This window comes from Stenotrophomonas sp. GD03930 (assembly GCF_029839665.1).
Classification (GTDB): Bacteria; Pseudomonadota; Gammaproteobacteria; order Xanthomonadales; family Xanthomonadaceae; genus Stenotrophomonas; species Stenotrophomonas forensis.
Map to the genome: position 1 here is coordinate 2,184,525 of NZ_JAOCAV010000001.1, position 23,561 is coordinate 2,208,085.

Here is a 23,561-nt window from a genome sequence, read left to right on the forward strand (position 1 = left end):
CGACAACGATCACGCGTAACAGGTCTGCTTCAGCGAACGACCTCGTATGTCGTGCGAACCAGTCCATCGTCTGTCGCATGACTCCCCCGCACCACCACCTGCAGCTCGGTTTCCAATCCACCGAACAAGGAGCGCCCTGCCCCGAGCACGATGGGTGCGACCGAGATCGTGAGCTCGTCAACCAGATCCGCGCGTAGAAACGCTTGAATTGTGCGGCCGCCATCGATGTAAACCTCTTGGACGCCCAGGGCATCAAGAAGCCGAGTCGCCTCCTCGACCGATCCTGCCACTCGCACACGCGGGTCATCGACCTGGCCACGCGTCGTCAGCACGACCACCTGCATGCCCTCAAACGGCCACTCATCAAACCCGGCGACTGTCTCGTAGGTGGCCCGCCCCATGACGATGGCGTCGATCTTCCCGATGAACGTGTTCCAGACCAGCGCAGGATGTTCGATCGCCGCGTTGACGTTGTGGCGACGTGCTGGGGGATCGGTCAGCCAATCAAGCGTACCGTCGTCGCGGGCGATCTTGCCGTCGACACTTGTGCCGATGAACACCCGTCCGCGCCAGGTTCGAGCCGTAGTCATTTCCATCTCCATCGATCGGTCGGGGGGGTAGGAGGGTACAGGCTCCAGACGATACCCAGTGCAGACACACTCGGCTGCATTGCTGTCTGTAGATCCAAGCCCACGCTCGGCTGCACGTAATAAGCCGAGCGTGGGCTCGGCTCTACAAGACATGTCGCGATCTGCACGCATTGACGGCTTTCGCCACGTGGCTGCAAACATTCGTACTTTTTCTACTTTCCAACTTTTCTCATTGGCAGCACGGGCGCTGCATGCAAATGATGTGCGGCCACCGACAACGGGTGGCACGGGCTTGCAATCCCGTTTGGAGTATCTGTTGGTTACGCTTGCCTGCCGGCGTCGCTCATTCCCTGTGGGTGGCGTCGGCAGGCATTCTGTCCGCGCACTTATGGCGGGCGGTGCGTGGGGGCTTCGTGCCCGCCGGCGTTTTGCAGATATTCCACCGGTATTGCAACCACGCATCGTCCGCCGCCCTTGCTGTTAAGCAGGGCGGCTCCTTCGCGTAACGCATAAGGAAGCCATCATGAGCGCCAATCGCTACCCGTTCCTGTTCGCCACCCTGGGCGATCTTGCCAACCAGCTGCCCGCCGAGATTGCCGAGCCGCTGGAAACCACCCTCGCCGCCAACCCTGCCGCCAACGGCATCACCCTGCTGGACTGCCTGCAGCGCATCCGCGAGGTGGAGGCGGCCGTTGGCCAGCCCCTGCAGCGGAAAGGGCGTTCATCCGGCCAGTGCATGGCGCTGGCACGCATCAACCGCGCCAACGCCGGGTTGACGGTGCTGCTGGAACTGCTGCACGCCAGCGAGCGCGTGCGCGTGGATGGCGAAGAAGCGCAGCAGGTGGGTAACGATGTACGCGAGGGCCTGCTGCTGGCCTGCCGTGGGTTGTCGGAGTACGTGGATACCCAGGTCTACGCGGCCTGACCACTGCCGCCGGGCAATCGCTTTGGTAGAGTCGAGCTGGCTCGACTGCAGTTGCCAAGAGCAGTCGAGCAAGCTTGACTCTACAAGGCGGGGCTTTCCCGCCTCATCGGTAATCCAGCGTCAGAATCGCCTGCCCGCTGATGCTGCCCGGCTGCAGGATGCCGCCGCTGCGGGCGTACCGCGCCTGTAGCGGCACGTCCTGCGCACCCGCAGACGACGCACCGTGGCTCCATGCCGTGCGCAGCTGCACAGGCCTACCGCCGCGCAGCAGTTCAATGCTGACGCCCTTCGCGGTGCTGCCTGCCCCAGGCACCAGCTGCGAGACCACGTTGCTGGCCTGGTTTGCATCGGTAAGGGTAAAGCTCACGGGAATCCCGGCCGCGCTGCAGGTCATCCTCACATTGAAGTCGGTGTCACGCGCATGGCTGCCAGCAGCGCTCAGGTCGGCGGTCTGCACCTCCGGCAGCTGCACAGGCACATCATTCAGCGAGCAGGACTCAACGCGCATCGCCACCGACGCTGACAAGGTCGATTCAGCCCGCAAGCCCAGCCGCGGGTGCTCAAGCACGTACTTCCCCAATGGCGTGGCAGCCACGTTGGTCATGCCGGGCCGCGCAACCACTCCAACATGGGGCTGAGCCATCAGCTGACCGCCATTGGCGGTACCTACGTTCCGAAATTCCTGTAACTCACCGTCCTTCAGGGAAAACGAAACACCGCCAGCGTTCACCGATCGCACATGGAAGAAGTAGAGCGGTGAGGTACTGCTGGTCTCGTAGGTCACGTAGGTGAGACCGTCATAGACAACGGTGGATACCGGCTTCAGGCCCTGGCCCTCCAACCGGATGGTCAGATCGTGACTGCCACTGCTGGCGCACCCGGTGAACTTGAACTCCGGACCGACCTCAGGCCATGTCTTGATCACAGCGCAGATCGTTGTCCCGGCGCGGTGCTGCTCGGTAGAGGCGAGCGCAGACGCTGACGCTGAGCGCCCAAGGGCGATGCGCTCACAGCAATCGCGCGAGCCGCCGCCCAGATCAGGGGTGCTTTTTGCCTCAACTGCCATCACCAAGCCCCATTCCCCTCAGACGCTATCGGTAAGTGGCCGTGATGATTGCCTGCCCTTCCACTACGCCACCATGGAACGTGCCAGGCTCGCGGTAGTAGCGCGCGGCCAAAGGAATGTTCTGCGAACCGTCCTGGGTGAGCGGAATCGTCCAGGTCTTGCCCAGCTCTACCGGTTTTCCTTCGCGCAGCAGCTCCACGCGCACGGCGCCGGCAGTGCTGTTCGCGGTGGGCGTAAGAAGGCTGCCGGTATTGCCCGGCAAGTTTGCGTCGGTCAGCACCAACTCAATCGGGATAGCCCGGTTGCAGTTCATCGCCACATCGAAGGTGCGTTCGCCCGCGAAGCGGCCGCTGGCCGGCAGATCGGCCACAGCCACATCCACCAGACTGACCGGCGTATCGGACAAAGTGCAGGTGGGCACTTTGAGGTTGGCGGTAACGGTAAACGTATCGGTCTTCGCCAGGTGCGGGTACAGCGGCGAAACGCGGCTGATGGGCCCCAACAGCGTTGCCGGAAACGGCTCCATCACCCCGCCTCGGGACACCGCAGCGACGAGCACTATTGAACCACGGTCCGGGTTATTGAATGGCTTGGATGCAATATGGGTTGGCACGCGCACGTCCAACGGTGTTGACACCTGTGCCTCCCCACTATTGGATGTCCAGGTCTCGTGGCGAAAGATAAGCAGCGGCGATCGGGGCCGTCCTGACAGCCCAAAGGCGGCATAGGTCCGCCCATCCACGGTCACGTTCCTCACGAAATTCAGACCCGGCATAGTGGCCGTGACGTCCAGTGGCACCACAGCCCCTGTGGCACATTCCAGGAGGAACCGCGCATTCCCAGCCCAGGTCCAGTTGGCGATGAGCTTGTCCTGCTCGACGTCGTCCCAGGCATCAATCTTCAGGTGGATAGCCGTGCCACTGTTGTGCTGGCTGGTACAGGCGGCGGCACTGGCCGAAAGCAGCAGGCCCAGTGCTACACAGATGCTGCCATCACGCAGGGAGCTTCGCTGGCTGCGTGGGCAGACGGGAAGAGTTGTCATTGTTCTGTCTCTTTGTACAACGTGAGCGCTATCGGTACGTGGCCGTGATGATTGCCTGCCCTTCCACTACGCCTGCACCGAACGCCCCGGCCTCCCGATAGTAGCGGGCGGCCAAGGGAATGTTCTGCGAACCGTTCTGGCTTTCTGCCAGCATCCAGCGCTGCCCAAGCACCACGGGCGTGCCCTCCTGCAGCAGCTCCACGCGCACGCCGGTGGCGGTGGCGTTGCTGGTCGGGGTCAGCCGGCTGCCAGTGTTTCCCGGCCCGTTGGCGTCCGTCAGTACCAGGCTTACGGGGTATCTCCCGTTGCATCTCATCACCACATTGAAGTCACGCTGCCCGCTGCTGCTGCCGGCAGCGGGAAGATCCAACACATATGCGTCGTCCAGCACCACGGTGGCATTGGCCAGCGTGCAGGTCTTGGTACGCAGCGTTGCCGATACACTGAAGCTTTCCAGCTTGGTAAGCGAAGGATTGGGCGGGTAGATGTGGCGGATGCTGCCCAGATCTGTCGTTGGAACCTCCTCCATCGCTCCTCCCCGGGACACCGCTGCCACAGACACCACTGACCAGCGGAAGTAGCCGGTTACCCCGGCCCCGGAAGAGTTCAACGTAGATCGCACGTCGAAAGGTGCACCGGTGCCATCCCCGCCGCCGCTGCCGTAGCCGTACCGGAAGATCAACAGGGGCGATCGCGGCCAGCCCACGATACCGAACGCAGGATAGCGCTCACCGTCTATGGTCACATCGCGCTCGTACTGCAGATTGCGAACTGTCGGAATGACGTCGACTGCGACATTGCTCCAACGGTCGCAATCTTCCAGAAAGTTGGCATCCCCCGCAATTCTCCAGGTACTGACCAGCACGTCCCCGAGACCGTCATCCCAGGTATCGATTGACAGATCTACATGCCCGCCACCGAACGAAAGCGCATTACACGCCTGCACCGTGCCTGTCATCAGCAACGGCGCGCAGGTGCCCAGCAGCACGCGCAGTAGTGGCAGCGCGTTCACTTGTAGGCTGCCGTCACGGTGATCTGCGTGGTGACGGTGCCGGCTGTCATCGCCGTACCTGCCTTGTGGAAATACGCCGCGCGCAGATCGTACTTGCCACTGGCTGCACCATTGACGGCAATGGTGCGCCGCGCACCATCCTGCAGGTAAGTGCCGCCCGTGCCGCCCTCCAGCAGCGCAACGGCCATGCCGTTGGCACCGCCGGTAGTGGCCTGGTTCTTCCAGTGGTTGTCCTGGGTGGGGTCGCCGGTACCGTTGAAGGTCAGGTCGATGCTGGCTACCCCCACGCAACCGGTGAAGTCCAGCTGGCCCGGCGTGGGGTTGTTCTCGTGCCCGTCCTTGATGTCGACCGCATCGATGGCATCCAGATTGATTGTCAGATCGCCTGCCTTGCAGGTCCCGGGCAGCACCTTGCCGGTAACGGTGATGGTGGCCGTATCGGCGTTGGCCAGTGGCGCGGTGCCGAGCAGCAGCGCGGCAAGCAGCAGATGCGAAGTTTTCATTGGTTGGCTCCAGTCGTTGAAGAGGGAACATCGTCGGCCAGTAATTCCGGCCCCGGCGCCACACAGCGCGCCTGCGCCCAGTACTGGCCCTGTGCGTCGGGGGTTTCCGGCATGGCGTAGTGCAACCGGCAGGCAATGCCGTCTTCGGTCTGCACGTGCACCAGACCGGTGTTTTCAAGGCCACGCAGGGCCATCACGCCGCCCTGCCCCACCTGGCCCAGCACGCGGCCATCGGGGTGGGCAATCTGCGCACCATAGGGCAGCGGCTGGCCCTGGGCATCACTGGCGTCGATCAGCCACAGGCGATCGTTGCGGGTCTGGAAGCTGACCTTGACGATGCTGCCGGCGCTGGGTGCCACGCGCTGCGAGCTGGCCTGCACTTCCACGTCCAGCGGCAGATCGGCGGTGTCCAGCTGCACCTGGTTCCAGCGGTACGGGCTGGTGTAAGGCAGCACGGCATAGCCGTTACCGGCCACCGTAACGCTGCGGCCGCTGCCCACCTTCGCGCCCTGTGCGCCCAGCGCTTCCACCAGTGCGAAGCTCTCGCCCAGCGAAGGGCCGAAGTTGATGCCGCCCCGGTGCAGCACCACGCTGCCGGTGACACCGGCATTGAAGCTGCTGCGGCCGTTGGCATGGCTGTAGCCGGCGCTGAGATCGGCGCGGCTGCCCTGGTAGCTGGCGTAGGCGTTGTAGCCACTGCTGCCTTGGCCGCGATTGCCAGACAGGCTGTAGGACAGCGCGCGCTCTTCGCCCAGGTTCCCGTTGATGCCCAGCTGCTGCTGGCTGCCCAGGCGGCTGTCGTTGTAGGTGGCGGTGGCGCGCGGCGCGTTGGTACTGCGGCCCAGCGGTACGCTCAGCATGAATGACAGGCGCGTATCGGGCGCGCCATTGGCCATGCGGTAGCGCGTGGCGGACAGGGTGTAGTTGGCGCTGCGGTAGCTGCTGTGGAAACCCAGCTGCAGATCGTTCTGCTTGCCAGCACGGTTCCAGTAGGCCACGTGGCCGCCGCTGAGATAGATCTGGCTGCGCTGGCCCACACGCTGCGAGAAGTTCACCTGGAAGCGCTGGCGGGTGCGCATGACGAACGCATCGGCGGCCTGTGGGCGGTCGAACGACAGCTGCGAGACATCGGTAAGGGTAAGGAAGCCCTCAGTGCTGTAGCGATAGGCGGCCAGGCCCAGGTTGGTGCCGGTACGCGCCACGCTGCGCTGGTAATTCAGGCGGTAGCTGCGCCCACTCTGCGCAGGCAGGCCCGGGACGTTGGCGCGGGCGTGGGTGATATCCGCACCTATAGCACCGAAGGGTGTATTGAACGCCGCACCGGCCAGGCCGGCCTGGTAGTGCTCGGCCACCTGCACACCACCCAGCAGGGTCATGCGGTTGCTGACGCCGCGTGCGTACGTGCCTTCGGTAAAGCGCAGTGCGTTCTGCGCCATGCCGGTGTCGCGCAGCTCGCCTGCGGTAATGCTGAACCGCTGGCTGCCTTCGCGCAGCGCCTGCGGCACCGCCGAGAACGCCACGGTGAAACGTTCTTCGCGTCCGTCGGCTTCGGTGACCGCTACTTCCAGATCGCCGCTGCCGGCGTTGGGGTACAGATCGTCGATGGCGAACGGACCCGGCGCCACCGTGGTCTGGTACAGCACCGCGCCGTTCTGGCGGATGGTGACGCGCGCATTGCTTTGTGCCACGCCGCGCACGACCGGCGCATAGCCGCGCAGCGAATCGGGCAGCATGCGTTCATCGGTAGTGATGCGCACGCCGGTGAAGCCGACACTGTCGAACAGCTCTCCACCGGTATTGGCCTGGCCCAACGTGAGCTGGCTGTTCCAGCGCGGCAGGTCGCGCTGCAGGGTACTGTTGAGCGTGGTGAAGTGCGTGCCCTGCGGGCTGTGGCTGAGCGAACTGCGGTGGCGCAGCCGCCATGCGCCCAGGTTCACCCCAGTGGTGATGCCCGCGTAGCTGTTCTGCTGGCCCTGGTTACGGTAGTGGTTGACGTTGTAGCCGAAGAACGCAGCAGTGATGCCCTGGTCGCGCAGCTCCGGGGCGACGAAGCCACGCGCCTGGCGCTGCAGTGCCACCTGCGGCAATGAGATGTCCAGGCGCAGCTGGCTGTCGTCGTAGCGCACGCGCGCGCCGTCAATCAGCGCTTCCAGATCGATGCACTGTGGGGTATCGGCACTTTCCACCGCCTGGCGCGCGGCGTCGCTCAGGCCCAGTTCCAACAGCAGCGGTGCTGGCACGCAGGGCTGCGCCACATGCGGCGTGCTGGACGGCACCAGTTCGATGTCATCGCGGCGGACGAACTCGCCATTGAGATGGATATCGACGTTGTAGCGGCCCGGCTCCACCGGGTTGCCCATGCTGAATCGCGCCAGGTCTTCGCCGACGAAACCACTGGCGAAGCCTTCGCTGAATTCCACTTCGCCACCGGTTCGGGCGTATGCGGGTAATGCGGCAGCAAAAACCAACGCAGTGGTGATGGCCGCAGCCAGCGCGGTATGGCGCAGGTAGTTCTGCGCGGCGCGTTGGCAGGAACAAGAGGACAGGCGCATGGCGTCGGCGCGGCCGCAGTGCGGCCCCGGTAGTAATGGGAGGCGTGCAGACTAGGGCGCAATCCACGTGGTTGGAATGCAATTTGTTGCGTTCATTCCATTACGCAACAATTCTGAAAATGCGGCATTTACAACATTTTGCATGGAATGCTCCGCGCCATGGAAAGAAGATGCGGCCCTGCGGAACCGACCTGCCCAGTACTTTCATCTGCAGGTTATGGGTATCGCCAGCGAGCGACACACCAGATTCCGCAGTAATGCCTCCGGCCACGCTCGACTTGCCGGAGACATCCCCGATTCCATCCCTTGTTGAAGAGCACACCTTATGAAGAACCTGAAGACCCCGATGGCGCTGGCCATCCTGCTGGCCGCAGCCCCGGCTGTGAATGCTGCTGACCTGACCATTACCGGTGATATCAAGGACACTACTTGTACCGCGGCCATCACCGGCGGCGTGGCCATCGACATGGGCTCGATGGACCTGGAGGAGTTGAAGAAGAACGATCGCATCGGTGGTCGTGATCTGGACGTCACCGTTGCCTGTCCGGGCGCCAGTGGTTCGCAGGATGTTGCCGTGAAGTTTGGCGGCGTCAGCACCAGCGACGGTGGACTGAGCCTCACTGCGACCAGCACGGCCAGGGGTGTCAGCTACAAAATCTACGACGTCGCCGGCGATCAGCTGCTGATCAACAGCGCGCCCGCACGCTATGTCACCGTTGACGGCACCACCTCGCAGACCATCAAGCACAGCGTCTGGTACGCCAAGACCGGCGCTGCCGATGACACCGAGGCAGGCACTGCCGTCGCCAATGCGCAGATGGACATCGTCTACAAGTAATCAGACGCCGCCCGGCGGCGTGCTGCCGGGCGGATCTTCCTGAGGAGATTTCCATGAACCTTCGCGCATGCGCAGCAGTGCTGGCCCTGGCCGGCGCTTCCGCAGTACTTCCGGCCTCTGCTGCAGTGACGCTGCAGGGCACGCGAGTGATCTACGACGGCAGCAAGGGCGCGGTGACGGTGAACGCCAACAACCGTGGCGACAACGTTGCGCTTGCCCAGGTGTGGCTGGACGATGGCGATGCCAGCGCCAAGGCCGGCAGCCAGAAACTGCCGTTCGTGCTGACGCCGACCACGCGCCGCATCGATGCCGGGCATGCGCAGGCGTTCCGGCTGACCTATGCACCGATGGCCGGTGCGGCGCTGCCAGAGGACCGCGAATCGCTGCTGTACTTCAACCTGCTGGATATTCCGCCCAAGCCGGAAAACGTGGAAGGCAGGAACCTGCTGCAGTTTGCCGTGCGCACGCGAGTGAAGCTGTTCTACCGGCCCGCTGGTCTGTCGGGCCATGCGCGCGATGCGGCGGCGGCGCTGGAATGGCGTGCTGAAGGTGGAGCGTTACAGCTGCACAATCCAAGCGCGTACCACGTGACACTGGCCAACCTGGTGCTGCCCAATGGCAAGACCATCGAGGTAGACATGGTGCCGCCGGGTGAGCGCATCAGCTTGGCCGTGCCGGCTGGTGCAACGGTGCCGGGCACGCTGAAGTTCCAGTGGCTGGATGACTACGGTACGGCACGCGATGCCGAAGCAAAGATTGCCCATTGAACATGTAGAGCCGAGCCTATGCTCGGCTTTCTTTTTTGCGCCAGGCAACCGAGCATGGGCTCGGCTCTACAGGAGATGCGCGTTGCGATTGCAACAATTTGCATGGAGTGCCGTTGCGCCAGCAGCGATAGTGCGCGCTTCCTTTTTTGAGAGAGTGCCGATGCACAAGATGATGACTCCACTGACACGCTATGCACAGTTCAGTGGGCGTGCCAGCCGCAGTGAGTTCTGGTGGTTCCAGTTGTTCATCGTGATCGTTTCGATCCCGCTGTACGTGCTGAGTTTCTATGCGGGCTACACCGGTTCAAGCACGCTTGCGCTGGTGGTCAGCGGGTTGAGCGTGGTGCTGTGGCTGGCGGTGATCGTGCCGCTGATGGCAGTGACCGTGCGCAGGCTGCATGACACCGATCGCTCCGGGTGGTGGTACCTGCTGATGCTCGTGCCAGTGGTGAGCCTGGTGGTGCTGGTGTTCCTGCTGCTGCCGAGCACCCCGGGCGGCAACCGTTTCGGCGCGCCGGTACCGCACGTGTAATTCCCGCGCTTTGGTAGGTGTCGACCTTGGTCGACACGGTGTTGGCATGGACGCCTGACACATTCGTGCCAACCAAGTCCATGGCTTTGGTAGGTGTCGACCTTGGTCGACACGGGATTGGCACGGACGCCTGACACATTCGTGCCAACCAAGGTTGGCACCCACCAGAGCAAGTGACGCCTGACATATTCGTGCCAACCAAGGTTGGCACCTACCAGAGCAGCACCCAGGCAGCCCATGGCCTTGGCATGACACATTCGTGCCAACCAAGGTTGGCACCCACCAGAGCAGGTATTGCTGCTTCTACGCGAAGTGCTGGTAACCGCCGCTGGCGGCTTCACCATCCACGTGTACGCCCTGCCCTTCGGCAATGCGGCCGATGCGGGTGAGCGGCAGGTCGAGCGTCTGCGACAGGTACATCAGCGCGTCGCGTTGATCTGCGGCGGCAGTGAAGCACAGTTCGTAGTCGTCGCCGCCGCGCAGTGCGCACTCACGCGCTTCCTCGCGGCCCAGCAGTTCGCGCAGCTCCGGCGAGATCGGCAGCATGTCGGCATCCACATGCACGGCCACGCCACTGCGTGAGGCGATATGGCCGGCATCGGCCAGCAGTCCGTCTGATACATCCACGGCCGCGTGTGCGAAGGCCCGCAGTCGCAGGCCCAGTGTCACCCGCGGCGTAGGCCGCAGCAGGTGCAGGCGCAGGTGTTCGTAGTCGGCCAGCAGCGTGGCGGCAGCCACGTTCAAGGCGCCCTGCTGCCAGAGCTTCAATGCGCCGGCGGCATCGCCCAGGGTGCCACTCACCCAGAGGTCGTCGCCCACCTGCGCACGATCGCGACGCAGCGCCTGGCCTCGGCCCACCTGCCCCATCGCTGTGACCGACAGCGACAGCGGGCCGCGCGTGGTGTCTCCCCCGATCAGCGCGATGTCGTGCTGGTCGGCCAGTGCGAAGAAACCATCGGCAAAGGCTTCGATCCAGTCTTCGGACGTTTCCGGCAGCGACAGTGCCAGCGTGCACCAGGCCGGGCGCGCGCCCATCGAGGCCAGGTCGGACAGATTGACCGCCAGCGTCTTCCAGCCGATGTCGAACGCGGGGGTCTCCACCGGGAAGTGCACGCCGCTGTTGAGCGTATCGGCAGTGACCACCAGCTGTTCATTGGCACGCGGCTGCAGCAGCGCGGCGTCGTCACCGATGCCGAGCAGGATGTCGTCGCGCTCCAAGGTGCGGGCGCGGATGCGGTCGATGAGGGCGAATTCGGCCAGGGACATGGGGCATTCCCGCTGTTATACGTGCCGCGCAGTGCGCGGTGGGCGGTAGTGCCGGCCGCTGGCCGGCAACCTCAGGATCCCTGCAGCTGCCGGCCAGCGGCCGGCACTACCACAGGTGGGTCAGTGACCCGATTCGACCTTGCGCCATTCGACGGCGGCACGATCCAGCACGCCGTTGACGTAGGTGTGGCCATGCTCGGAACCGAAGCGCTTGGCCGATTCGATGGCTTCGTTGATGACCACGCGGTACGGCACGTCCAGGCGGTAGCGCAGCTCGTAGCCGGCCAGGCGCAGCACGGCGCGCTCGATGGCGTCCACTTCTTCGATGCCACGGTCCAGGTACGGGCCGAGCGCTTCGTCGATGTCGCGGCGGTTGTCCAGCACGCCATGCACCAGCGCTTCGAAATAGGCCAGATCGGCGATTTCGCGGGCCTGCTCGTGAGCGAACTGGGCAATCAGCGATTGTGCGTTGCCGCCGGAGATCTGCCAGGCATACAGCGCCTGCACGGCACGACGGCGCGCGCGCGAACGCAGCACCGGGTCGATGCCATCACGGCGGACGGGTTTACCGGAGGGCTTGCCCTGGGTGTTCTTGTTCATGGCAGTTGCTCCAGCAGGTTGACCATTTCCAATGCGGCGAGTGCGACTTCCTCGCCCTTGTTGCCGTGGCTGCCGCCGGCACGTGCCTCGGCATCCTCAGCACGTTCGACCGCCAGCACGCCGTTCAGCACCGGCACGCCGAAATCCAGCTGCACGCGCATCAGGCCCTCGGCGCAGCGGTCGGCCACGTGTTCGTAGTGGCGGGTATCGCCACGGATGACGCAGCCCAGGGTGAGGATGGCGGCGTGTTCATGGGCAGCGGCCAGGCGCGCGGCCACCAGCGGCAGTTCCCAGGCACCCGGCACGCGGATCACGTCGATGTTGGCTTCGCTGACGCCGTTGCCGGCCAGGCTCAGGCGGGCGCCCGCGACCAGCGCGTCGGTGATGCGGGCATTCCAGCGGCTGGCCAGGATGGCGAAGCGCGCCGACTCGGGAGTGCGAAGATCGCCTTCGTAGTGGCTCATATGCGGCTTGGGGGACTCGATAAGGGGGTGATTCTACCGTGGATGGGCCCCGGCCGTGGCTGGCGGGGGCCCACAGGGTGTGCCGACCAACGGTCGGCACCCACCGGTAGTGCCGGCCGCTGGCCGGCAATCCCGGGGATGCGGTTGCCGGCCAGCGGCCGGCACTACCCATTACAGGGTGACCGTCTCCACCACTTCCAGGCCGTACCCGGCCAGGCCGACCTGGCGGCGCGGGGTGCCCAGCACGCGCAGCTTGCCCAGCCCCAGGTCGGACAGGATCTGCGCGCCGGCACCGTTGCGGCGCCACTGGCCCACGTCCTTGTCCTTGCCCGGCACCACCGGCGCCGGCTGCTGGCGCAGGCGGGCCAGCAGGGCCTCGCCATCGCGCGGCGCCGACAGCACCACCATCACCCCCGCCCCTTCGGCATCGATCGCACGCAGGGCATCGGTGGCGGCCACGCCGAAATCGTCGCGGCGCCAGTGCAGCAGGTCAGCCAGCGGATTTTCCACCTGCACGCGCACCAGCGTGGGGCTTTCCGCGTCCGGGGTGCCACGGACCAGGGCGAAATGCAGGTCGTGGGCGATGCGGTCGCGGTAGGTGACCAGCTTGAATGGGCCGAATTCGGTGTCGATGTCGCGCTCGTCGACGCGCTCGACGGTCTTTTCGGTGGCCAGCCGGTAGGCGATCAGATCGGCGATGGAACCCATCTTCAGGCCGTGCTCGCGGGCGAACACTTCCAGCTCCGGGCGGCGCGCCATGCTGCCATCCGGGTTCAGGATCTCCACCAGCACGCCGGCCGGCTCCAGCCCGGCCAGCATGGCCAGGTCGACACCGGCTTCGGTGTGGCCGGCACGGGTCAGCACGCCACCGGGCTGGGCGATCAGCGGGAAGATGTGGCCCGGCTGGTGCAGGTCGGCCGGCTTGGCATTCGGCTTCACCGCAGTACGGATGGTGTGGGCGCGGTCGTGCGCCGAGATGCCGGTGGTGACACCCTCGGCGGCCTCGATGCTGACCGTGAAGTTGGTCTGGAACTGTGCGGTATTGGCCTGCACCATCGGCGCCAGGCCAAGGTCGGCGGCACGGGTACGGGTAAGCGGCAGGCACACCAGGCCGCGGCCGTGGGTGACCATGAAGTTGATGTCCGACGGCTTGACCAGCTCGGCGGCCATGATCAGGTCGCCTTCGTTCTCGCGGTCTTCGTCATCGACGATGACGACCATGCGGCCCAGGCGGATCTCTTCCAGGATTTCCGGAATCGGGGCGAAATTCATGCGGCATCTCCCTCTTCAGACGGTAGCTGCCGGCCGCTGGCCGGCAGGCTGACAAGCCTTTCCACGTAACGGGCGACCAGATCGATTTCAAGATTGACCGCGCTGCCCACGCCCGAGGCGGAGAAGGCGGTGTTGGCCACGGTGTGCGGGATCAGGGCGACTTCAAAGCCTTCGTCATCCACTTCGTTGACGGTGAGGCTGACGCCGTCCACGCAGATCGAACCCTTCTTGGCGATGTAGCGGCGCAGCGAGGCCGGTGCGGCAAAGCGCCAGCGCTGGGCGCGCGCGTCTTCGTGGATGGACAGCACCTGGCCGAGGCCATCGACGTGGCCGCTGACCAGATGGCCGCCGAGGCGGTCGGTCGGGCGCATGGCGCGCTCCAGATTGATGACCGCGCCCTCGCCCAGCTGGCCCAGCGTGGTCAGGCCCAGGGTCTCGGTGGAGGCATCGGCCTGGAAGCTGCTGGCGTCGAATGCGATGACGGTGAGGCAGACGCCGTTGATGGCGATGCTCTCGCCCATCTGCACGTGGTCGAACGGCAGATTCCCGACATTGAAGGTGAAGCGGACATCGCCGCCGATGGATTCGCGTGCGGCCAGACGGCCGACGCCTTCGATGATTCCAGTAAACAAGTAACGTTCTCCGCAGAATGTGAGCGAAAAACGCCGCAAGGCAAACAGGCGCACGCAGGGCATGAGCCCTGTGGCACCGTCTTCTTTCATCCGGACTATGACCGTCGGCTCCGGCATTGGACCGGATCTGCTGACCCCCGGCGTAGGCCGGGGCGCTCGCGGGCTCGTGCTTGCGCACCTACCGCCGGTGGGGAATTGCACCCCGCCCTGAAGACGTTTGTGTACCGGCGAACCGGCCCGGGTAGTGTACCAGCCGCCTTGCCGGGGTCGCGCAGGGCCGGGCCATCCCACGTTCAGCTGTGACCGGCGTCGCGTTGCTGGCCATGCCTTCGCCCTGCGGCTCGCATTCTGTAAAATTTTCATTAAAATCCGTCGCCGGACGACACGAGGTCGCCACGGGCCGCCCGCAGGGCCGGCTCGCCAATGGACTGAAATTCACAGGAATTCCCATGCGCAAGATCCTGATCGTGGCCGCTCTGCTGGCCGCCGCCCCCTTCTCGGCTTCGGCTGACGCCCTGAGCTACACCTACGTGGAAGGCGGCTGGACGCAGGTCAAGGTTGACGACAACGCACTGGACGACCCCAAGGTCGACGGCGCCTATCTGCGCGGTTCGTTCGCACTCTCCGAGCAGGTGCACGTGTTCGGCGGCTGGTCGCGTACCCGCAAGACCTACCACTACAACGACGGTTCGCTGAAGCTGGAACTGGACCAGCCGGAGCTGGGCATCGGCTACCACATGCCGTGGACCGACCGCGTCGACTTCACCGCCGACGCCGCCTGGGTGCGCCAGAACGTTGAGCTGACCGATCGCTACTACGGCTACTCCGAGCGCTTCAAGGACCACACCAACCTGGGCCGCGTCACCGTGGGCCTGCGCGGCAAGCCCTCGCCCATGACCGAAGCCTGGGTCAAGACCGGCTACATGGACGGCGGCAACAACTTCAAGGGCACCTGGTTGGGCACCCTGGGTGGCCAGATCAACTTCACCAGGACCTGGGGCCTGGTGGGCGAGATCTCCGGCTACCGTGACGTCACCCAGTACTCGGCCGGCGTGCGCGCCAGCTTCTGATCCAACGATCGCTCCTCGTCGTGCGATCGAACGGGCCCCGCAAGGGGCCCGTTTTTTTGGCCCACGCGCACCCGCGCGTGACCCTCTGGCGCCATCGAACCTGCGCGAAGATGCGCTAGGCTTGCGCGCCTCTGGAACAGGAAACACCGTCATGAAGACCCCAATCCGCACCCTGCTCGCCAGCGCCCTGCTGTGCGCCCCTGCGTTCGCCACCGCCGCACCGGCCACGCTGTCGCCCGAGCAGGCCTTCGACCTGTATGCACGCGTGCTGCTGGAAGACGATGCCGCCGCCACCGGCACGCTCAACGATGCGCTGAAGCCCGCGTTCGAGGGCCAGGATGCCGTGACCCCGACCCCGGGGGCGTTGGCCAAGGCACTGGCCGAACCCTGGCAGACCGTGTTCGCCAGCACCGGCGCCAAGGTAGACGCCGCCGCCACCGAAGCGCTGTACGCCAAGGCCCTGCGTGATTCGAAGTGCCGCGCCACCCAGAGCGTGATTGAAGACAACGAATACGTGGAAGACCAGAAGCTGGCGCGGATCAGTTTCAGCTGCCAGGTGCCCAATCTGGACAAGGTGCGCCCGCTGTTCGCCGCCAGCCTGGCCGCCGATGCCAGCCCGGCCGTGCGCAAGCAGTTCACCGATGCCTATACCCAGGCACTGCAGACGGGCGTGCGCGTGCCGGTCAGTGGCACCTTCACCCTGTATCCGGCCAAGGACAACGGTTACTGGTACAGCGGCAATTTCGATGATCTGGTCGGCACCGTGGCCGGCGCGCTGGCGCCGTTCGAGGACTGGATGCAGGACGCGCAGGCGGCCAGTGCACCGAAGGTGACCGGCGTGCCGGGCTGCGACCTGCTGCTGCAGCAGCATCGTGCCTGCGTGGCGAAGATCGCACCGGAGCAGCTCAGTGGCGTGGATGCGATGGCCGAAGAACTGAAGGCCAAGGCGCAGGTGCAGTCGGCCGAGGAAATGACCCAGGAATGCAAGGCACTGCGCCCGATCGCTGAGATGATGTGGACCGACGCCTGCGCGTGAGCCGGTAACGCCGGGCACTGCCCGGCGATTCTCAGCTGCCGTCATGCTTCGTCATCGTCGTCCGGATGTTCGCCGAACTCCGGACGATTCTGCTGGTACTCGCAGCCGTGCAGGGTTTTGCCCTGTCCCCACGCACGTACGATGCGCGCGCGGTCTTCCAGCCACCCGTCGGCAGCGGTGTCGGTATCGTGGAAGCCGACAAAGGCGGTTTCGTCCCAGCCATCGTAAGAGGGAAGAGCCCATTCTTCTGCCAGCGCCGGGGCGATGTCTCCGTCGAGTTCCGCGTACAGGGTCAAGCCCACCTTCACGAAGCGTGAGACGGGCCTGCCGGCGATCATCACCGGCGCCGGCGGCGTCCACCAGCGATAGCCCTCTTTGTCCTCCCCATCCTTCCAACCCTTGAAGCGCGCGTCAGTGGTGTGCGCTGACATGCCTACCGCCCAGCCCGCCGTGTAATTGCGCAGCGCATCGGCCCTGCAGGTCAGCACGTCATCGAGCTCGGTGGCAACATCGACCCCCGAAGCAAACACCACGTCAGGTTCCTTGCCGCGCCTGCGCAACTGCTCCATGCGTGTGTCGTAGCGGTCCTCACAACCGAGCAGCACCGCATTGGGGTGGCTGGAAATGCGCGATGCGGTCAGCGAGCGCACCTGGAATCCGATGTCGCCCCTGTTGCGAAGTGACAGCTCCCGCACGTGGATGTGCGGCGCCACCGTTGCACTCAGTGGCCGCATCTCCAGCTGACGCGACATCTCCTCCAGCGTGACGCCCTCGATGATTGCCATCACTGCCTCGGAAAGAACAGCAATGCGCGTGGTTGAGTGACCGAACACCGTGATCGGTTCGGGCAGGGCCACCTCGTGCAGTGACGCGTTGGGCTGCTCGACAACAGTCCATGTATCGAATGGGCGCGCGACCTCGTTGCCCAACGCGACCGCCCACAGGTGGGGCGACAACTGCTTCTGCACCGAAGCAGGCGCACGGCATTCGATGATGGCGGTCAGGTCCTGCAGGGCCTGTGCCTGTGTGAAGGCACGCGCGGGAGCCGGCGCTTCCTCATCTGCGGAGACGACAGGCGAAGCTGACACGCCCAGCAGAAGCAGCGCCGAAAGCAGCAGATTGCGGTTTGGGTGCAGCATGACAGTTACCGACGGAAGACAGCCGGTGACTGTGCGTGCGTAGTGCACGGTTTAATATGAAGATTGTTGCAAATAGCGGCATCAAGATCGGCGTGACGTCGCCTGGTCATTTTCAGACGTGTTGCATGGTCAAGTGGAATTCGCCGCTGCATGCTGCCTGATCGATTCACAGCACTGCCTTGCCTTGTACATGCCTCTATTCGCCACAGCGGTCGCCGTCACGCTCTGCCAGGATGCCCATGAACACACCCACGCGTAGAAGGCTCATACCAGAAATGGTCATGCCACCTAACGCGCGATGGACTGGACTTCTACCAGCGCTGTTTGCGTTAACCGCCTGCCTGCCGCAAGCGGACAGCGACGTCGCGCGCAAGACTGCACCCAGCAGGCTGCAGACCGATGCCCCGCCCTGCACGGAAGATGACGACATCGTGGCCTGCCTGCGAAGGTACGCCTCTCCCCCCCGCAAGGTATTCACAGCACGAGCTGACTGCAGTGTGTTCACCCAGCGAGGTGACTCGGTGGCGATCGAACCTACGACCCAGGCTGCCCACCCGGCGCGTTTTCCCGACAGGGTGCGCAGCAGCGGCAAGGTACACCTGCAGATGCGGGTGGAGGCCACTGGCCGAATGGCCGGAATCCGTGTACTGGAGTCCAGCGGCCATCCCCAGCTTGCCGAGGCGGCGATGACCGCTGCCAGGGACTGGTGTTATCTGCCCGCACACCGCAACGGCCGCGACACGGGCGGCGAGGTGGAGGCGTGGTTCCACTTCAACGTCGCGACCTGGCCGCAGAGCGGCAAAGCGCCACAGGCAGAGGCGTCTGCGCCTCGGTCTCCACCTCGTTGATGCCGCGCCTGGCCAGCGGCCACAGGCCATGCCTTTCGTACTTATTGCATGGATTCTGCCCGATGCCGAGGTGAGGCTGGCAGTCCTTCCAACGGGACGTTCCAATGCGGATTCCGTGCCTCCTGCTCCTGCTCTTCATCTCCTTTGCTTCACATGCAACGCCGACCGGAAAGCTCAGCCCTGAGCAGGCGTTCGACCTGTTTGCCCGGGCACTGCTTGAAAGTGATGCCGAGGCGGGCGAGACCCTCCACCGTGCCATGCACGCTGCCCAGCATGGCGACGCACCGCTCGCAGTCAAGGCTGCGCGCCTCGTGCCAGAAATGGTTGAGGCGCTTGCGAAGGGCGAGATTGACGACGACATCCCGCCCGAGTTCGCCGCGCCGCTCGGCGAAGTGATCAGGTCGACGTACCTGCGCAGCCACTGCCGCGCGACGTCGGCGGTGCCTGTCACTGAAGGCGCGCAGGGCCTCCAGCAGGTGACGTTGTCATTCCGCTGCCAGGTTCCGGACTGGGACGCGGCGGCGCCTCCGTTGACCGACGAAGTCATCAGCAGAATGAGGGCCGACGCATCATTCGCCTATGGGCTGATTACAACCACGGTGCCAACGCTGCCCCGACGCTCGATTACCGATACCGTCACTCTCACGGCTGATGCAAACGGCAACTACTTTTTCGTCGATGGGCAAGCGCTGCTTACTCCGCTGATCCAATCCACGATGCCAATGCTGTTGCTGGCCGGTCACAGCCGATCGCAGGGTCAGCCATGACAGCCGCCCGGACCGCTGATGTCAGCCAACAGGATCAGGCCAGCGCACCCAACACGCACGTCGCCCTGCCTGTTGCCAGGGCATTCATGCGAACACTGCGCGTTCCCCTCGCTCTGTGCATCGCAGTTGCCGGGCATGCTGCGGCCAAGCCTGCGATGAGCCCCGAACAGGCGTTCGAGCTTTTTACCAAGGCGGTACTGGAAAGTGACGCCGATGCGAGTGCAAAGCTGCATCGCTCAATGATGGACATCAATCACTACGAGGCGGAATCGGTAGCGGACCTGCATCAGTATGCTCCGGCACTTGTCCAGTCAATGGTAGACGGGCTGGTCCAGTTCAAACTCTTCTCTGCCAAGTCCGCCCATGAGTACGGCACGTTGATGACCGACGCGTATGCAGGCACCCAATGCAGGGCAACGGGGACACGAGCGGCTTCGCAGTATTTGCGGGAAGAAGAGAAAGTCACGGAGATCATGGTGCAGTTCAGCTGCCAGGTGCCGGCTTTCAACACTGAGAGCGGTGAGGTGACGGATGCGGCCATTCTGAGAAAGATGCGCAAAAGCACGAAATATGCCTTCCGCACATGGGCGGCAATGCTCAAAAGCGGCGAGAAGCGCACGATGACGGGTGAGGCGATGCTGACTGGAGATCCTGATACCGGTTATTTCCCCGACGCCTACAACCTGAGATCCCTGACATCAGTGCTGTACTCGGCACTACCAGCAGAACGGGTGGATCCCTTTGCGGAGATGGAGCGGGATGCGGAGTAAAGGCCTCAGTGCCGACCAAGGTCGGCACCTACCAGAGCATTACGCGCGCAGCAGCAACCGCAGGTCCTCGCCCACCTGGCGCTGATCGACCACGCGCAGGCGGCGCTGCTGGTCCATCGCATCGATGCCGAGGCCGGCCAGCAGCGGGCGGCCGCTGTCACCCAGCAACGTGGGCGCCAGGTACAACAGTAGTTCGTCTACCCAGCCGCCGCGCAGCAACGCACCGGCCAACGTTGCGCCCGCTTCGGTGTGCACTTCGTTGATGCCGCGCTCGGCCAGCAGCGCCAGTACCGCGCCCAGATCGAGATGCCCATGGCGCAGCGCCACGCTGGCGAATAAGGCGTCGGCCGCATCAGGGGGACTGACGACCGCGTTGTGCAGGTACAGCGTGGGTGCCCCGCCCTCGCGCACGCGGCTGCATTCCAGCGAACGCAGACGCGAATCGAGTACGACGCGCAGTGGTGGCATCACTTCGGTATCGGCCAGGCGCACGGTCAGCATCGGGTCGTCGGCCAGTACGGTGTCGGCGCCAGTGAGGATGGCGCCCGCACGTGCGCGCCAGTGCTGCACGTCTTCGCGCGCCGCCGCGCCGGTGATCCACTTCGATGTGCCGTCGGCCATCGCGGTGCGGCCATCCAGGCTGGCGGCCAGCTTCACCCGCAACCACGGACGGTTGCGCTCCACGCGCGACAGGAAGCCCTTGTTGAGCTCGCGGGCCTGCGCGGCCATCAAACCCTCGGCCACGTCGATGCCGGCCTCGCGCAGCAGATCGAAGCCACCGCCATCGACCTTCGGGAACGGATCGCGCATTGCCGCAACCACGCGCGATACGCCGGCTTCGATCAATGCCAGCGCGCAGGGCGGCGTGCGCCCGTAGTGCGCGCAGGGTTCCAGCGTGACGTAGGCGGTGGCACCGCGCGCTTCGCTGCCGGCCTCGCGCAGCGCGAATACTTCGGCATGCGGCCCACCGGCACGCTGGTGCCAACCCTGCCCGACCACGCGTTCGCCATGGGCGATGACGCAGCCAACCATCGGGTTGGGACGGGTGGTGTAGGCACCGCGCTCGGCCAGACGCAACGCGTTGGCCATGTGCAGGTGGTCAAGGACGGAGAACGGGGTGGTCATGCCGCCATGGTAACGCCGCCAGCGTGGATGCATGCCATGCCGTCTCTGTGCCAACCAAGGTTGGCACCCACCGAGGCAGATATCTGTACCAACCAAGGCTGGCACCCACCAGGGCGTCAGCCCTTCTTCTTCTTGGTCAGGGCAATCACATCGCCCAGCAGCTGCAGCTGTTCGGTGCTGGAAGGCAGCTCACGCTCCAGCTTCTCGATCTCCTCACGGAAATCGGCCACATCCTCGAAGCTGCGGTACACCGAGGCGAAACGCACGTAACCCACATGGTCGAGCTTGCGCAGTTCGTTCATCACGAACTCGCCGACCTTGATCGAGGGCACTTCGCGCTCGCCGCTGATGCGCAGCTGGTGAACCACCGCGCGCACTGCTGCTTCGATTTTCTCTTCGGGCACGGCGCGCTTCTGCAGCGCGCGGTCGAAGCCGGCGCGCACCTTGCGCTGGTCGAAGGCCTCGCGGGTGCCATCATTCTTGACGATGGCCGGCAGCTTCAGCTCGACCGTTTCCAAGGTGCTGAAGCGTTCGTTGCAGGCTTCGCACTCACGCCGACGACGGATCGTCGCGCCGTCTTCGGAGACGCGCGAGTCGATGACCCGGGTATCGGCATGCTGGCAGAAGGGGCAATACATGGAACGCCTGGCTCGCGAGAAGACCTGCGGCCACGGTCGTGGCAGCGTCGCAAAGGTACCTGAGAAGGGGCGCAGCAGCAATCTCCGCGCTTCTTCACTCAGGCCCGCCGCCCTTTGCCAGCCATCGCAAGTGGCAGGCGAGGCTGAGCCAGGGGGCCCCCCAACCCATTGCCAGCGCCAGCAGAATCGGGTCGCCTCCAAGGCCTGGAACCGTCAGGACCAGCGCGCACACAAGCTGAGCGGCAGACAGCAGAAACAGCGCCACCAGCATTGGCGCGGCCGCTTTCAATCCGTCCGGTCCACGCGTCTGCCATGTATTTGCCAGCCAGACAACAAGAATGCACGCTGCCACGGACAGCACACCCCAAGCCGCACCCCATGCGAGAAACGCTCCCTTACCGCTGCCATGTGCCCATCCCCACAGCAGCACTAGCAGGCCCGCCAGGCCAGCCAATGCGCAGGGAATGGAGAAAAACAAGCTATGAAGAAGCAGATAGAGGCCGTGTCGACGGCGCACGGTGCGCATTGGGGTGTCCATGCAGGAAACCTAGGCCGGCTTTCCCCAGCAAACCATGCAATTTCTTTGAAACCGCTGGTCGTGCCGTCCCAGCGGCAATGACGACATGTGCCCCGAAGGCTTTACTCTTCCTGCCTTGAAAGCCACCGCATATGCCAGCTCAAACTGGCCCACGGAGCGCAGATGGTCATCAGGAAGGGGGTATACAGCAGAGCTGCTGGCTCCCACCCAATGGCCGTGAACAGCATCGCCACCGCCGCAGCGGCCTGGAAGGCAGAAACGATGGGCAGCGCCTCCAACAAGCCTTCATGCGAATGTAGCCCTTCCATACCCGTAGTCCGCCAGCTGTCGCCCAGCACTACAGCGGCATAGGCGCTCCAGACCGACATCACCACCCAGTTGGCGGCAGCCATCAGGAACGCTTCGGATGGCTGCGGCCTGGCGAGCCACACCATGAAGAGCGCGCATGTGGCCAGCACGCCAACCAACGCGCACGGAATGGAAAACAGCAACAGATGCCACCGCAACCTGACGTGGGTAAAGCGACCCAGCGGATTCATGGGGTATCCCAACCGTGAAGACCGCTGGGAGCTTAGGCAGGGCGCGCGCCTACTACCATGCAACTTGTCTTAAAAATCAGCGCACGGATAACCGGCTCACGTCCCCCAGCGCAACCACGCCAGGTGTGCGGCAGGCAGCAGGAACGGCGGCCCCAGGCCCAGGTAGCTCAACAGCGCGAACTCGCCGTCCTTGAACACCAGATGCAGCGTGACGGCGACCACAGCCAGCGCGGCCAGGACGCCCAGCAGCAAGCCCACCCACGCCGCCGGCGACGATTGCCGCAGTCCATCACGGCCGCGCCGCAGGAATACACCGCTCAGCCACAGCCATGACAGCAGGCCGATGATCCCGCCCAGCGACCACAGCAGCAGCAACGTGGGTTCGTTGCCAGACAGGTACTTGCCGTCCATCGCGACCATCAGCCCCAGCACCGCGACGGTTCCGCCGGCAGCAAGTGCAGGCAGGCCAAGCACGAGACCGCCCACCGCAACCATCCGTTTGTGCAGGCCCTCATCCATGCATCCGGCTTCCTTCCATGGGCCGCGTCATGCGCGGCGTTTGAGCCACACCAGCATCGCGGCCGGCACCAGCAGCGACGGGCCCAGCATCAGCACTTCCAACGCCGAGCCGACCTCCTGCCATCCGATCCACGCGGCCAGCCAGATGACCGGTAGTGCGGCCAGGCCACCGGCCAGCAGCAGCCACCACCACACCGCGCGCACCTGCAGTCCGGCCCGCCCCTGCAGCAGATAGCCCGCGCTGAGCCACAGCCAGGCCAGGCAGCCGGCAATGCCCGCCAGGCCCCACAGCAGCGGCACAATGTCCGGCGCGCGGTTACCGCCGAAGGATTGCAGCCCCTCGGCCAGGAACAGCACCGAGACGGTGCCCCCCATCACCAGGCTGGGCAGGCCGAACACCACCGCAAGAGCGGCATACAGGTACTTGAGGCGGCGCTCGTCCATGCGCGGGTGCTCCGATGCCGGGGTCAGAGCCCTTCCCGCGGGAAGGGTTCCGACCCCGCAAAACCGG

27 protein-coding genes and 1 riboswitch are annotated in these 23,561 nt (G+C 64.8%); of the genes, 9 read left to right on the forward strand and 18 right to left on the reverse strand.

The features are described 5' to 3' along the window. Positions 1–29 precede the first annotated feature (29 nt). Positions 30–590 carry a dihydrofolate reductase family protein gene (locus N5C18_RS09870; RefSeq protein ID WP_279944419.1) on the reverse strand — a complete coding sequence of 187 codons (561 nt, stop codon included), beginning with the start codon at positions 588–590 and terminating at the stop codon, positions 30–32. Between the two features lie 523 nt (positions 591–1,113). Here N5C18_RS09870 and N5C18_RS09875 point away from each other — a divergent pair. Continuing rightward, complete coding sequence (locus N5C18_RS09875) at positions 1,114–1,515, forward strand: hypothetical protein (protein ID WP_279944420.1); 402 nt, start codon at positions 1,114–1,116, stop codon at positions 1,513–1,515. Positions 1,516–1,618: 103 nt separating this feature from the next. Here the strand turns inward: N5C18_RS09875 and N5C18_RS09880 are convergent, their stop codons facing one another. Genes N5C18_RS09880 through N5C18_RS09900 form a run of 5 tightly spaced genes read right to left on the reverse strand, consistent with a single transcriptional unit; the run spans position 1,619 to position 7,690 of the window. Continuing rightward, complete coding sequence (locus N5C18_RS09880) at positions 1,619–2,581, reverse strand: fimbrial protein (protein WP_279944421.1); 963 nt, start codon at positions 2,579–2,581, stop codon at positions 1,619–1,621. Between the two features lie 25 nt (positions 2,582–2,606). Beyond that, the gene (locus tag N5C18_RS09885; RefSeq protein ID WP_279944422.1) at positions 2,607–3,623 is read right to left on the reverse strand and encodes a fimbrial protein; all 1,017 of its coding nucleotides are present in this window, start codon (positions 3,621–3,623) and stop codon (positions 2,607–2,609) included. Between the two features lie 28 nt (positions 3,624–3,651). Continuing rightward, positions 3,652–4,635, reverse strand: coding sequence for a fimbrial protein (locus tag N5C18_RS09890; RefSeq protein WP_279944423.1), 984 nt, complete (start codon positions 4,633–4,635; stop codon positions 3,652–3,654). Continuing rightward, a complete protein-coding gene (locus N5C18_RS09895) occupies positions 4,632–5,138 on the reverse strand; it encodes a fimbrial protein (protein WP_279944424.1) in 507 nt (168 codons plus the stop codon). Before N5C18_RS09895 ends, N5C18_RS09890 begins: the two co-directional genes overlap by 4 nt. Beyond that, the gene (locus N5C18_RS09900; protein WP_279944425.1) at positions 5,135–7,690 is read right to left on the reverse strand and encodes a fimbrial biogenesis outer membrane usher protein; all 2,556 of its coding nucleotides are present in this window, start codon (positions 7,688–7,690) and stop codon (positions 5,135–5,137) included. The genes N5C18_RS09895 and N5C18_RS09900 overlap by 4 nt, the downstream gene beginning before the upstream one ends. Positions 7,691–8,015: 325 nt before the next feature. On the opposite strand from N5C18_RS09900, the gene N5C18_RS09905 reads away from it, so the two are divergent. The 3 genes from N5C18_RS09905 to N5C18_RS09915 all read left to right on the forward strand — a co-directional run bounded on the left by N5C18_RS09905 (position 8,016) and on the right by N5C18_RS09915 (position 9,827). Continuing rightward, positions 8,016–8,528 (forward strand): fimbrial protein, encoded by a 513-nt coding sequence (locus tag N5C18_RS09905; RefSeq protein ID WP_279944426.1) that lies wholly within the window; start codon positions 8,016–8,018, stop codon positions 8,526–8,528. 53 nt (positions 8,529–8,581) lie between these two features. Then, positions 8,582–9,295 (forward strand): fimbria/pilus periplasmic chaperone, encoded by a 714-nt coding sequence (locus tag N5C18_RS09910; RefSeq protein WP_279944428.1) that lies wholly within the window; start codon positions 8,582–8,584, stop codon positions 9,293–9,295. 160 nt (positions 9,296–9,455) lie between these two features. Next, complete coding sequence (locus tag N5C18_RS09915) at positions 9,456–9,827, forward strand: DUF805 domain-containing protein (protein ID WP_053511982.1); 372 nt, start codon at positions 9,456–9,458, stop codon at positions 9,825–9,827. 303 nt (positions 9,828–10,130) lie between these two features. Here the strand turns inward: N5C18_RS09915 and thiL are convergent, their stop codons facing one another. From thiL to N5C18_RS09940, 5 genes are all read right to left on the reverse strand, one after another. Further along, the gene (thiL, locus tag N5C18_RS09920; RefSeq protein ID WP_279944429.1) at positions 10,131–11,093 is read right to left on the reverse strand and encodes a thiamine-phosphate kinase; all 963 of its coding nucleotides are present in this window, start codon (positions 11,091–11,093) and stop codon (positions 10,131–10,133) included. Between the two features lie 120 nt (positions 11,094–11,213). Beyond that, positions 11,214–11,693 carry a transcription antitermination factor NusB gene (nusB, locus tag N5C18_RS09925; protein ID WP_116862605.1) on the reverse strand — a complete coding sequence of 160 codons (480 nt, stop codon included), beginning with the start codon at positions 11,691–11,693 and terminating at the stop codon, positions 11,214–11,216. Beyond that, entirely contained in the window at positions 11,690–12,157 is a 468-nt protein-coding gene (ribH, locus tag N5C18_RS09930) for a 6,7-dimethyl-8-ribityllumazine synthase (RefSeq protein ID WP_004154191.1), read from the reverse strand. Before ribH ends, nusB begins: the two co-directional genes overlap by 4 nt. 171 nt (positions 12,158–12,328) lie before the next feature. Continuing rightward, a complete protein-coding gene (gene ribB / locus N5C18_RS09935; protein WP_049456299.1) occupies positions 12,329–13,429 on the reverse strand; it encodes a 3,4-dihydroxy-2-butanone-4-phosphate synthase in 1,101 nt (366 codons plus the stop codon). Beyond that, on the reverse strand, positions 13,426–14,061 hold the full coding sequence (locus tag N5C18_RS09940) for a riboflavin synthase (protein ID WP_279944430.1): 636 nt from the start codon (positions 14,059–14,061) through the stop codon (positions 13,426–13,428). The genes ribB and N5C18_RS09940 overlap by 4 nt, the downstream gene beginning before the upstream one ends. 74 nt (positions 14,062–14,135) lie before the next feature. After that, a riboswitch (FMN riboswitch) is annotated at positions 14,136–14,280 on the reverse strand. Between the two features lie 230 nt (positions 14,281–14,510). On the opposite strand from N5C18_RS09940, the gene N5C18_RS09945 reads away from it, so the two are divergent. Both N5C18_RS09945 and N5C18_RS09950 read left to right on the forward strand, forming a co-directional pair. Next, positions 14,511–15,131 carry a hypothetical protein gene (locus N5C18_RS09945; RefSeq protein WP_053509829.1) on the forward strand — a complete coding sequence of 207 codons (621 nt, stop codon included), beginning with the start codon at positions 14,511–14,513 and terminating at the stop codon, positions 15,129–15,131. A gap of 151 nt (positions 15,132–15,282) precedes the next feature. Continuing rightward, complete coding sequence (locus N5C18_RS09950) at positions 15,283–16,167, forward strand: hypothetical protein (RefSeq protein WP_279944431.1); 885 nt, start codon at positions 15,283–15,285, stop codon at positions 16,165–16,167. Positions 16,168–16,208: 41 nt separating this feature from the next. Here N5C18_RS09950 and N5C18_RS09955 read toward each other — a convergent pair whose 3' ends face one another. After that, on the reverse strand, positions 16,209–17,306 hold the full coding sequence (locus N5C18_RS09955) for a hypothetical protein (RefSeq protein WP_279944432.1): 1,098 nt from the start codon (positions 17,304–17,306) through the stop codon (positions 16,209–16,211). Between the two features lie 521 nt (positions 17,307–17,827). Between N5C18_RS09955 and N5C18_RS09960 the strand changes: the two genes are divergently transcribed. The 3 genes from N5C18_RS09960 to N5C18_RS09970 all read left to right on the forward strand — a co-directional run bounded on the left by N5C18_RS09960 (position 17,828) and on the right by N5C18_RS09970 (position 19,691). Further along, on the forward strand, positions 17,828–18,154 hold the full coding sequence (locus N5C18_RS09960; protein WP_279944433.1) for an energy transducer TonB: 327 nt from the start codon (positions 17,828–17,830) through the stop codon (positions 18,152–18,154). Between the two features lie 104 nt (positions 18,155–18,258). Beyond that, complete coding sequence (locus tag N5C18_RS09965) at positions 18,259–18,921, forward strand: hypothetical protein (RefSeq protein ID WP_279944434.1); 663 nt, start codon at positions 18,259–18,261, stop codon at positions 18,919–18,921. Next, positions 18,918–19,691, forward strand: a complete 774-nt coding sequence (locus tag N5C18_RS09970) for a hypothetical protein (RefSeq protein WP_279944435.1) — start codon at positions 18,918–18,920, stop codon at positions 19,689–19,691. The genes N5C18_RS09965 and N5C18_RS09970 overlap by 4 nt, the downstream gene beginning before the upstream one ends. A 39-nt stretch (positions 19,692–19,730) precedes the next feature. Here N5C18_RS09970 and ribD read toward each other — a convergent pair whose 3' ends face one another. The 6 genes from ribD to N5C18_RS10000 form a co-directional block, all read right to left on the reverse strand. After that, the gene (ribD, locus tag N5C18_RS09975; protein ID WP_279944521.1) at positions 19,731–20,816 is read right to left on the reverse strand and encodes a bifunctional diaminohydroxyphosphoribosylaminopyrimidine deaminase/5-amino-6-(5-phosphoribosylamino)uracil reductase RibD; all 1,086 of its coding nucleotides are present in this window, start codon (positions 20,814–20,816) and stop codon (positions 19,731–19,733) included. 116 nt (positions 20,817–20,932) lie between these two features. After that, entirely contained in the window at positions 20,933–21,454 is a 522-nt protein-coding gene (gene nrdR / locus N5C18_RS09980; RefSeq protein WP_053509815.1) for a transcriptional regulator NrdR, read from the reverse strand. 94 nt (positions 21,455–21,548) lie between these two features. Beyond that, positions 21,549–21,980, reverse strand: coding sequence for a hypothetical protein (locus N5C18_RS09985; RefSeq protein WP_279944436.1), 432 nt, complete (start codon positions 21,978–21,980; stop codon positions 21,549–21,551). A gap of 113 nt (positions 21,981–22,093) precedes the next feature. Beyond that, positions 22,094–22,531 (reverse strand): hypothetical protein, encoded by a 438-nt coding sequence (locus N5C18_RS09990; RefSeq protein WP_154582890.1) that lies wholly within the window; start codon positions 22,529–22,531, stop codon positions 22,094–22,096. A 96-nt stretch (positions 22,532–22,627) separates the two neighbouring features. Beyond that, a complete protein-coding gene (locus N5C18_RS09995; protein ID WP_053509810.1) occupies positions 22,628–23,050 on the reverse strand; it encodes a hypothetical protein in 423 nt (140 codons plus the stop codon). 27 nt (positions 23,051–23,077) lie between these two features. Further along, positions 23,078–23,494, reverse strand: coding sequence for a hypothetical protein (locus N5C18_RS10000; RefSeq protein WP_279944437.1), 417 nt, complete (start codon positions 23,492–23,494; stop codon positions 23,078–23,080). Positions 23,495–23,561 lie beyond the last annotated feature (67 nt).

Bases quoted from the DNA above. Each gene is read 5' to 3' on its own strand.
- N5C18_RS09870 (WP_279944419.1), bottom strand. From the start codon at position 590: ATGACTACGGCTCGAACCTGGCGCGGACGGGTGTTCATCGGCACAAGT.
- N5C18_RS09875 (WP_279944420.1), top strand. From the start codon at position 1,114: ATGAGCGCCAATCGCTACCCGTTCCTGTTCGCCACCCTGGGCGATCTT.
- N5C18_RS09880 (WP_279944421.1), bottom strand. From the start codon at position 2,581: ATGGCAGTTGAGGCAAAAAGCACCCCTGATCTGGGCGGCGGCTCGCGC.
- N5C18_RS09885 (WP_279944422.1), bottom strand. From the start codon at position 3,623: ATGACAACTCTTCCCGTCTGCCCACGCAGCCAGCGAAGCTCCCTGCGT.
- N5C18_RS09895 (WP_279944424.1), bottom strand. From the start codon at position 5,138: ATGAAAACTTCGCATCTGCTGCTTGCCGCGCTGCTGCTCGGCACCGCG.
- N5C18_RS09900 (WP_279944425.1), bottom strand. From the start codon at position 7,690: ATGCGCCTGTCCTCTTGTTCCTGCCAACGCGCCGCGCAGAACTACCTG.
- N5C18_RS09905 (WP_279944426.1), top strand. From the start codon at position 8,016: ATGAAGAACCTGAAGACCCCGATGGCGCTGGCCATCCTGCTGGCCGCA.
- N5C18_RS09910 (WP_279944428.1), top strand. From the start codon at position 8,582: ATGAACCTTCGCGCATGCGCAGCAGTGCTGGCCCTGGCCGGCGCTTCC.
- N5C18_RS09915 (WP_053511982.1), top strand. From the start codon at position 9,456: ATGCACAAGATGATGACTCCACTGACACGCTATGCACAGTTCAGTGGG.
- thiL (WP_279944429.1), bottom strand. From the start codon at position 11,093: ATGTCCCTGGCCGAATTCGCCCTCATCGACCGCATCCGCGCCCGCACC.
- nusB (WP_116862605.1), bottom strand. From the start codon at position 11,693: ATGAACAAGAACACCCAGGGCAAGCCCTCCGGTAAACCCGTCCGCCGT.
- ribH (WP_004154191.1), bottom strand. From the start codon at position 12,157: ATGAGCCACTACGAAGGCGATCTTCGCACTCCCGAGTCGGCGCGCTTC.
- ribB (WP_049456299.1), bottom strand. From the start codon at position 13,429: ATGAATTTCGCCCCGATTCCGGAAATCCTGGAAGAGATCCGCCTGGGC.
- N5C18_RS09945 (WP_053509829.1), top strand. From the start codon at position 14,511: ATGCGCAAGATCCTGATCGTGGCCGCTCTGCTGGCCGCCGCCCCCTTC.
- N5C18_RS09950 (WP_279944431.1), top strand. From the start codon at position 15,283: ATGAAGACCCCAATCCGCACCCTGCTCGCCAGCGCCCTGCTGTGCGCC.
- N5C18_RS09955 (WP_279944432.1), bottom strand. From the start codon at position 17,306: ATGCTGCACCCAAACCGCAATCTGCTGCTTTCGGCGCTGCTTCTGCTG.
- N5C18_RS09965 (WP_279944434.1), top strand. From the start codon at position 18,259: ATGCGGATTCCGTGCCTCCTGCTCCTGCTCTTCATCTCCTTTGCTTCA.
- N5C18_RS09970 (WP_279944435.1), top strand. From the start codon at position 18,918: ATGACAGCCGCCCGGACCGCTGATGTCAGCCAACAGGATCAGGCCAGC.
- ribD (WP_279944521.1), bottom strand. From the start codon at position 20,816: ATGACCACCCCGTTCTCCGTCCTTGACCACCTGCACATGGCCAACGCG.
- nrdR (WP_053509815.1), bottom strand. From the start codon at position 21,454: ATGTATTGCCCCTTCTGCCAGCATGCCGATACCCGGGTCATCGACTCG.
- N5C18_RS09985 (WP_279944436.1), bottom strand. From the start codon at position 21,980: ATGCGCACCGTGCGCCGTCGACACGGCCTCTATCTGCTTCTTCATAGC.
- N5C18_RS09990 (WP_154582890.1), bottom strand. From the start codon at position 22,531: ATGAATCCGCTGGGTCGCTTTACCCACGTCAGGTTGCGGTGGCATCTG.
- N5C18_RS09995 (WP_053509810.1), bottom strand. From the start codon at position 23,050: ATGGATGAGGGCCTGCACAAACGGATGGTTGCGGTGGGCGGTCTCGTG.
- N5C18_RS10000 (WP_279944437.1), bottom strand. From the start codon at position 23,494: ATGGACGAGCGCCGCCTCAAGTACCTGTATGCCGCTCTTGCGGTGGTG.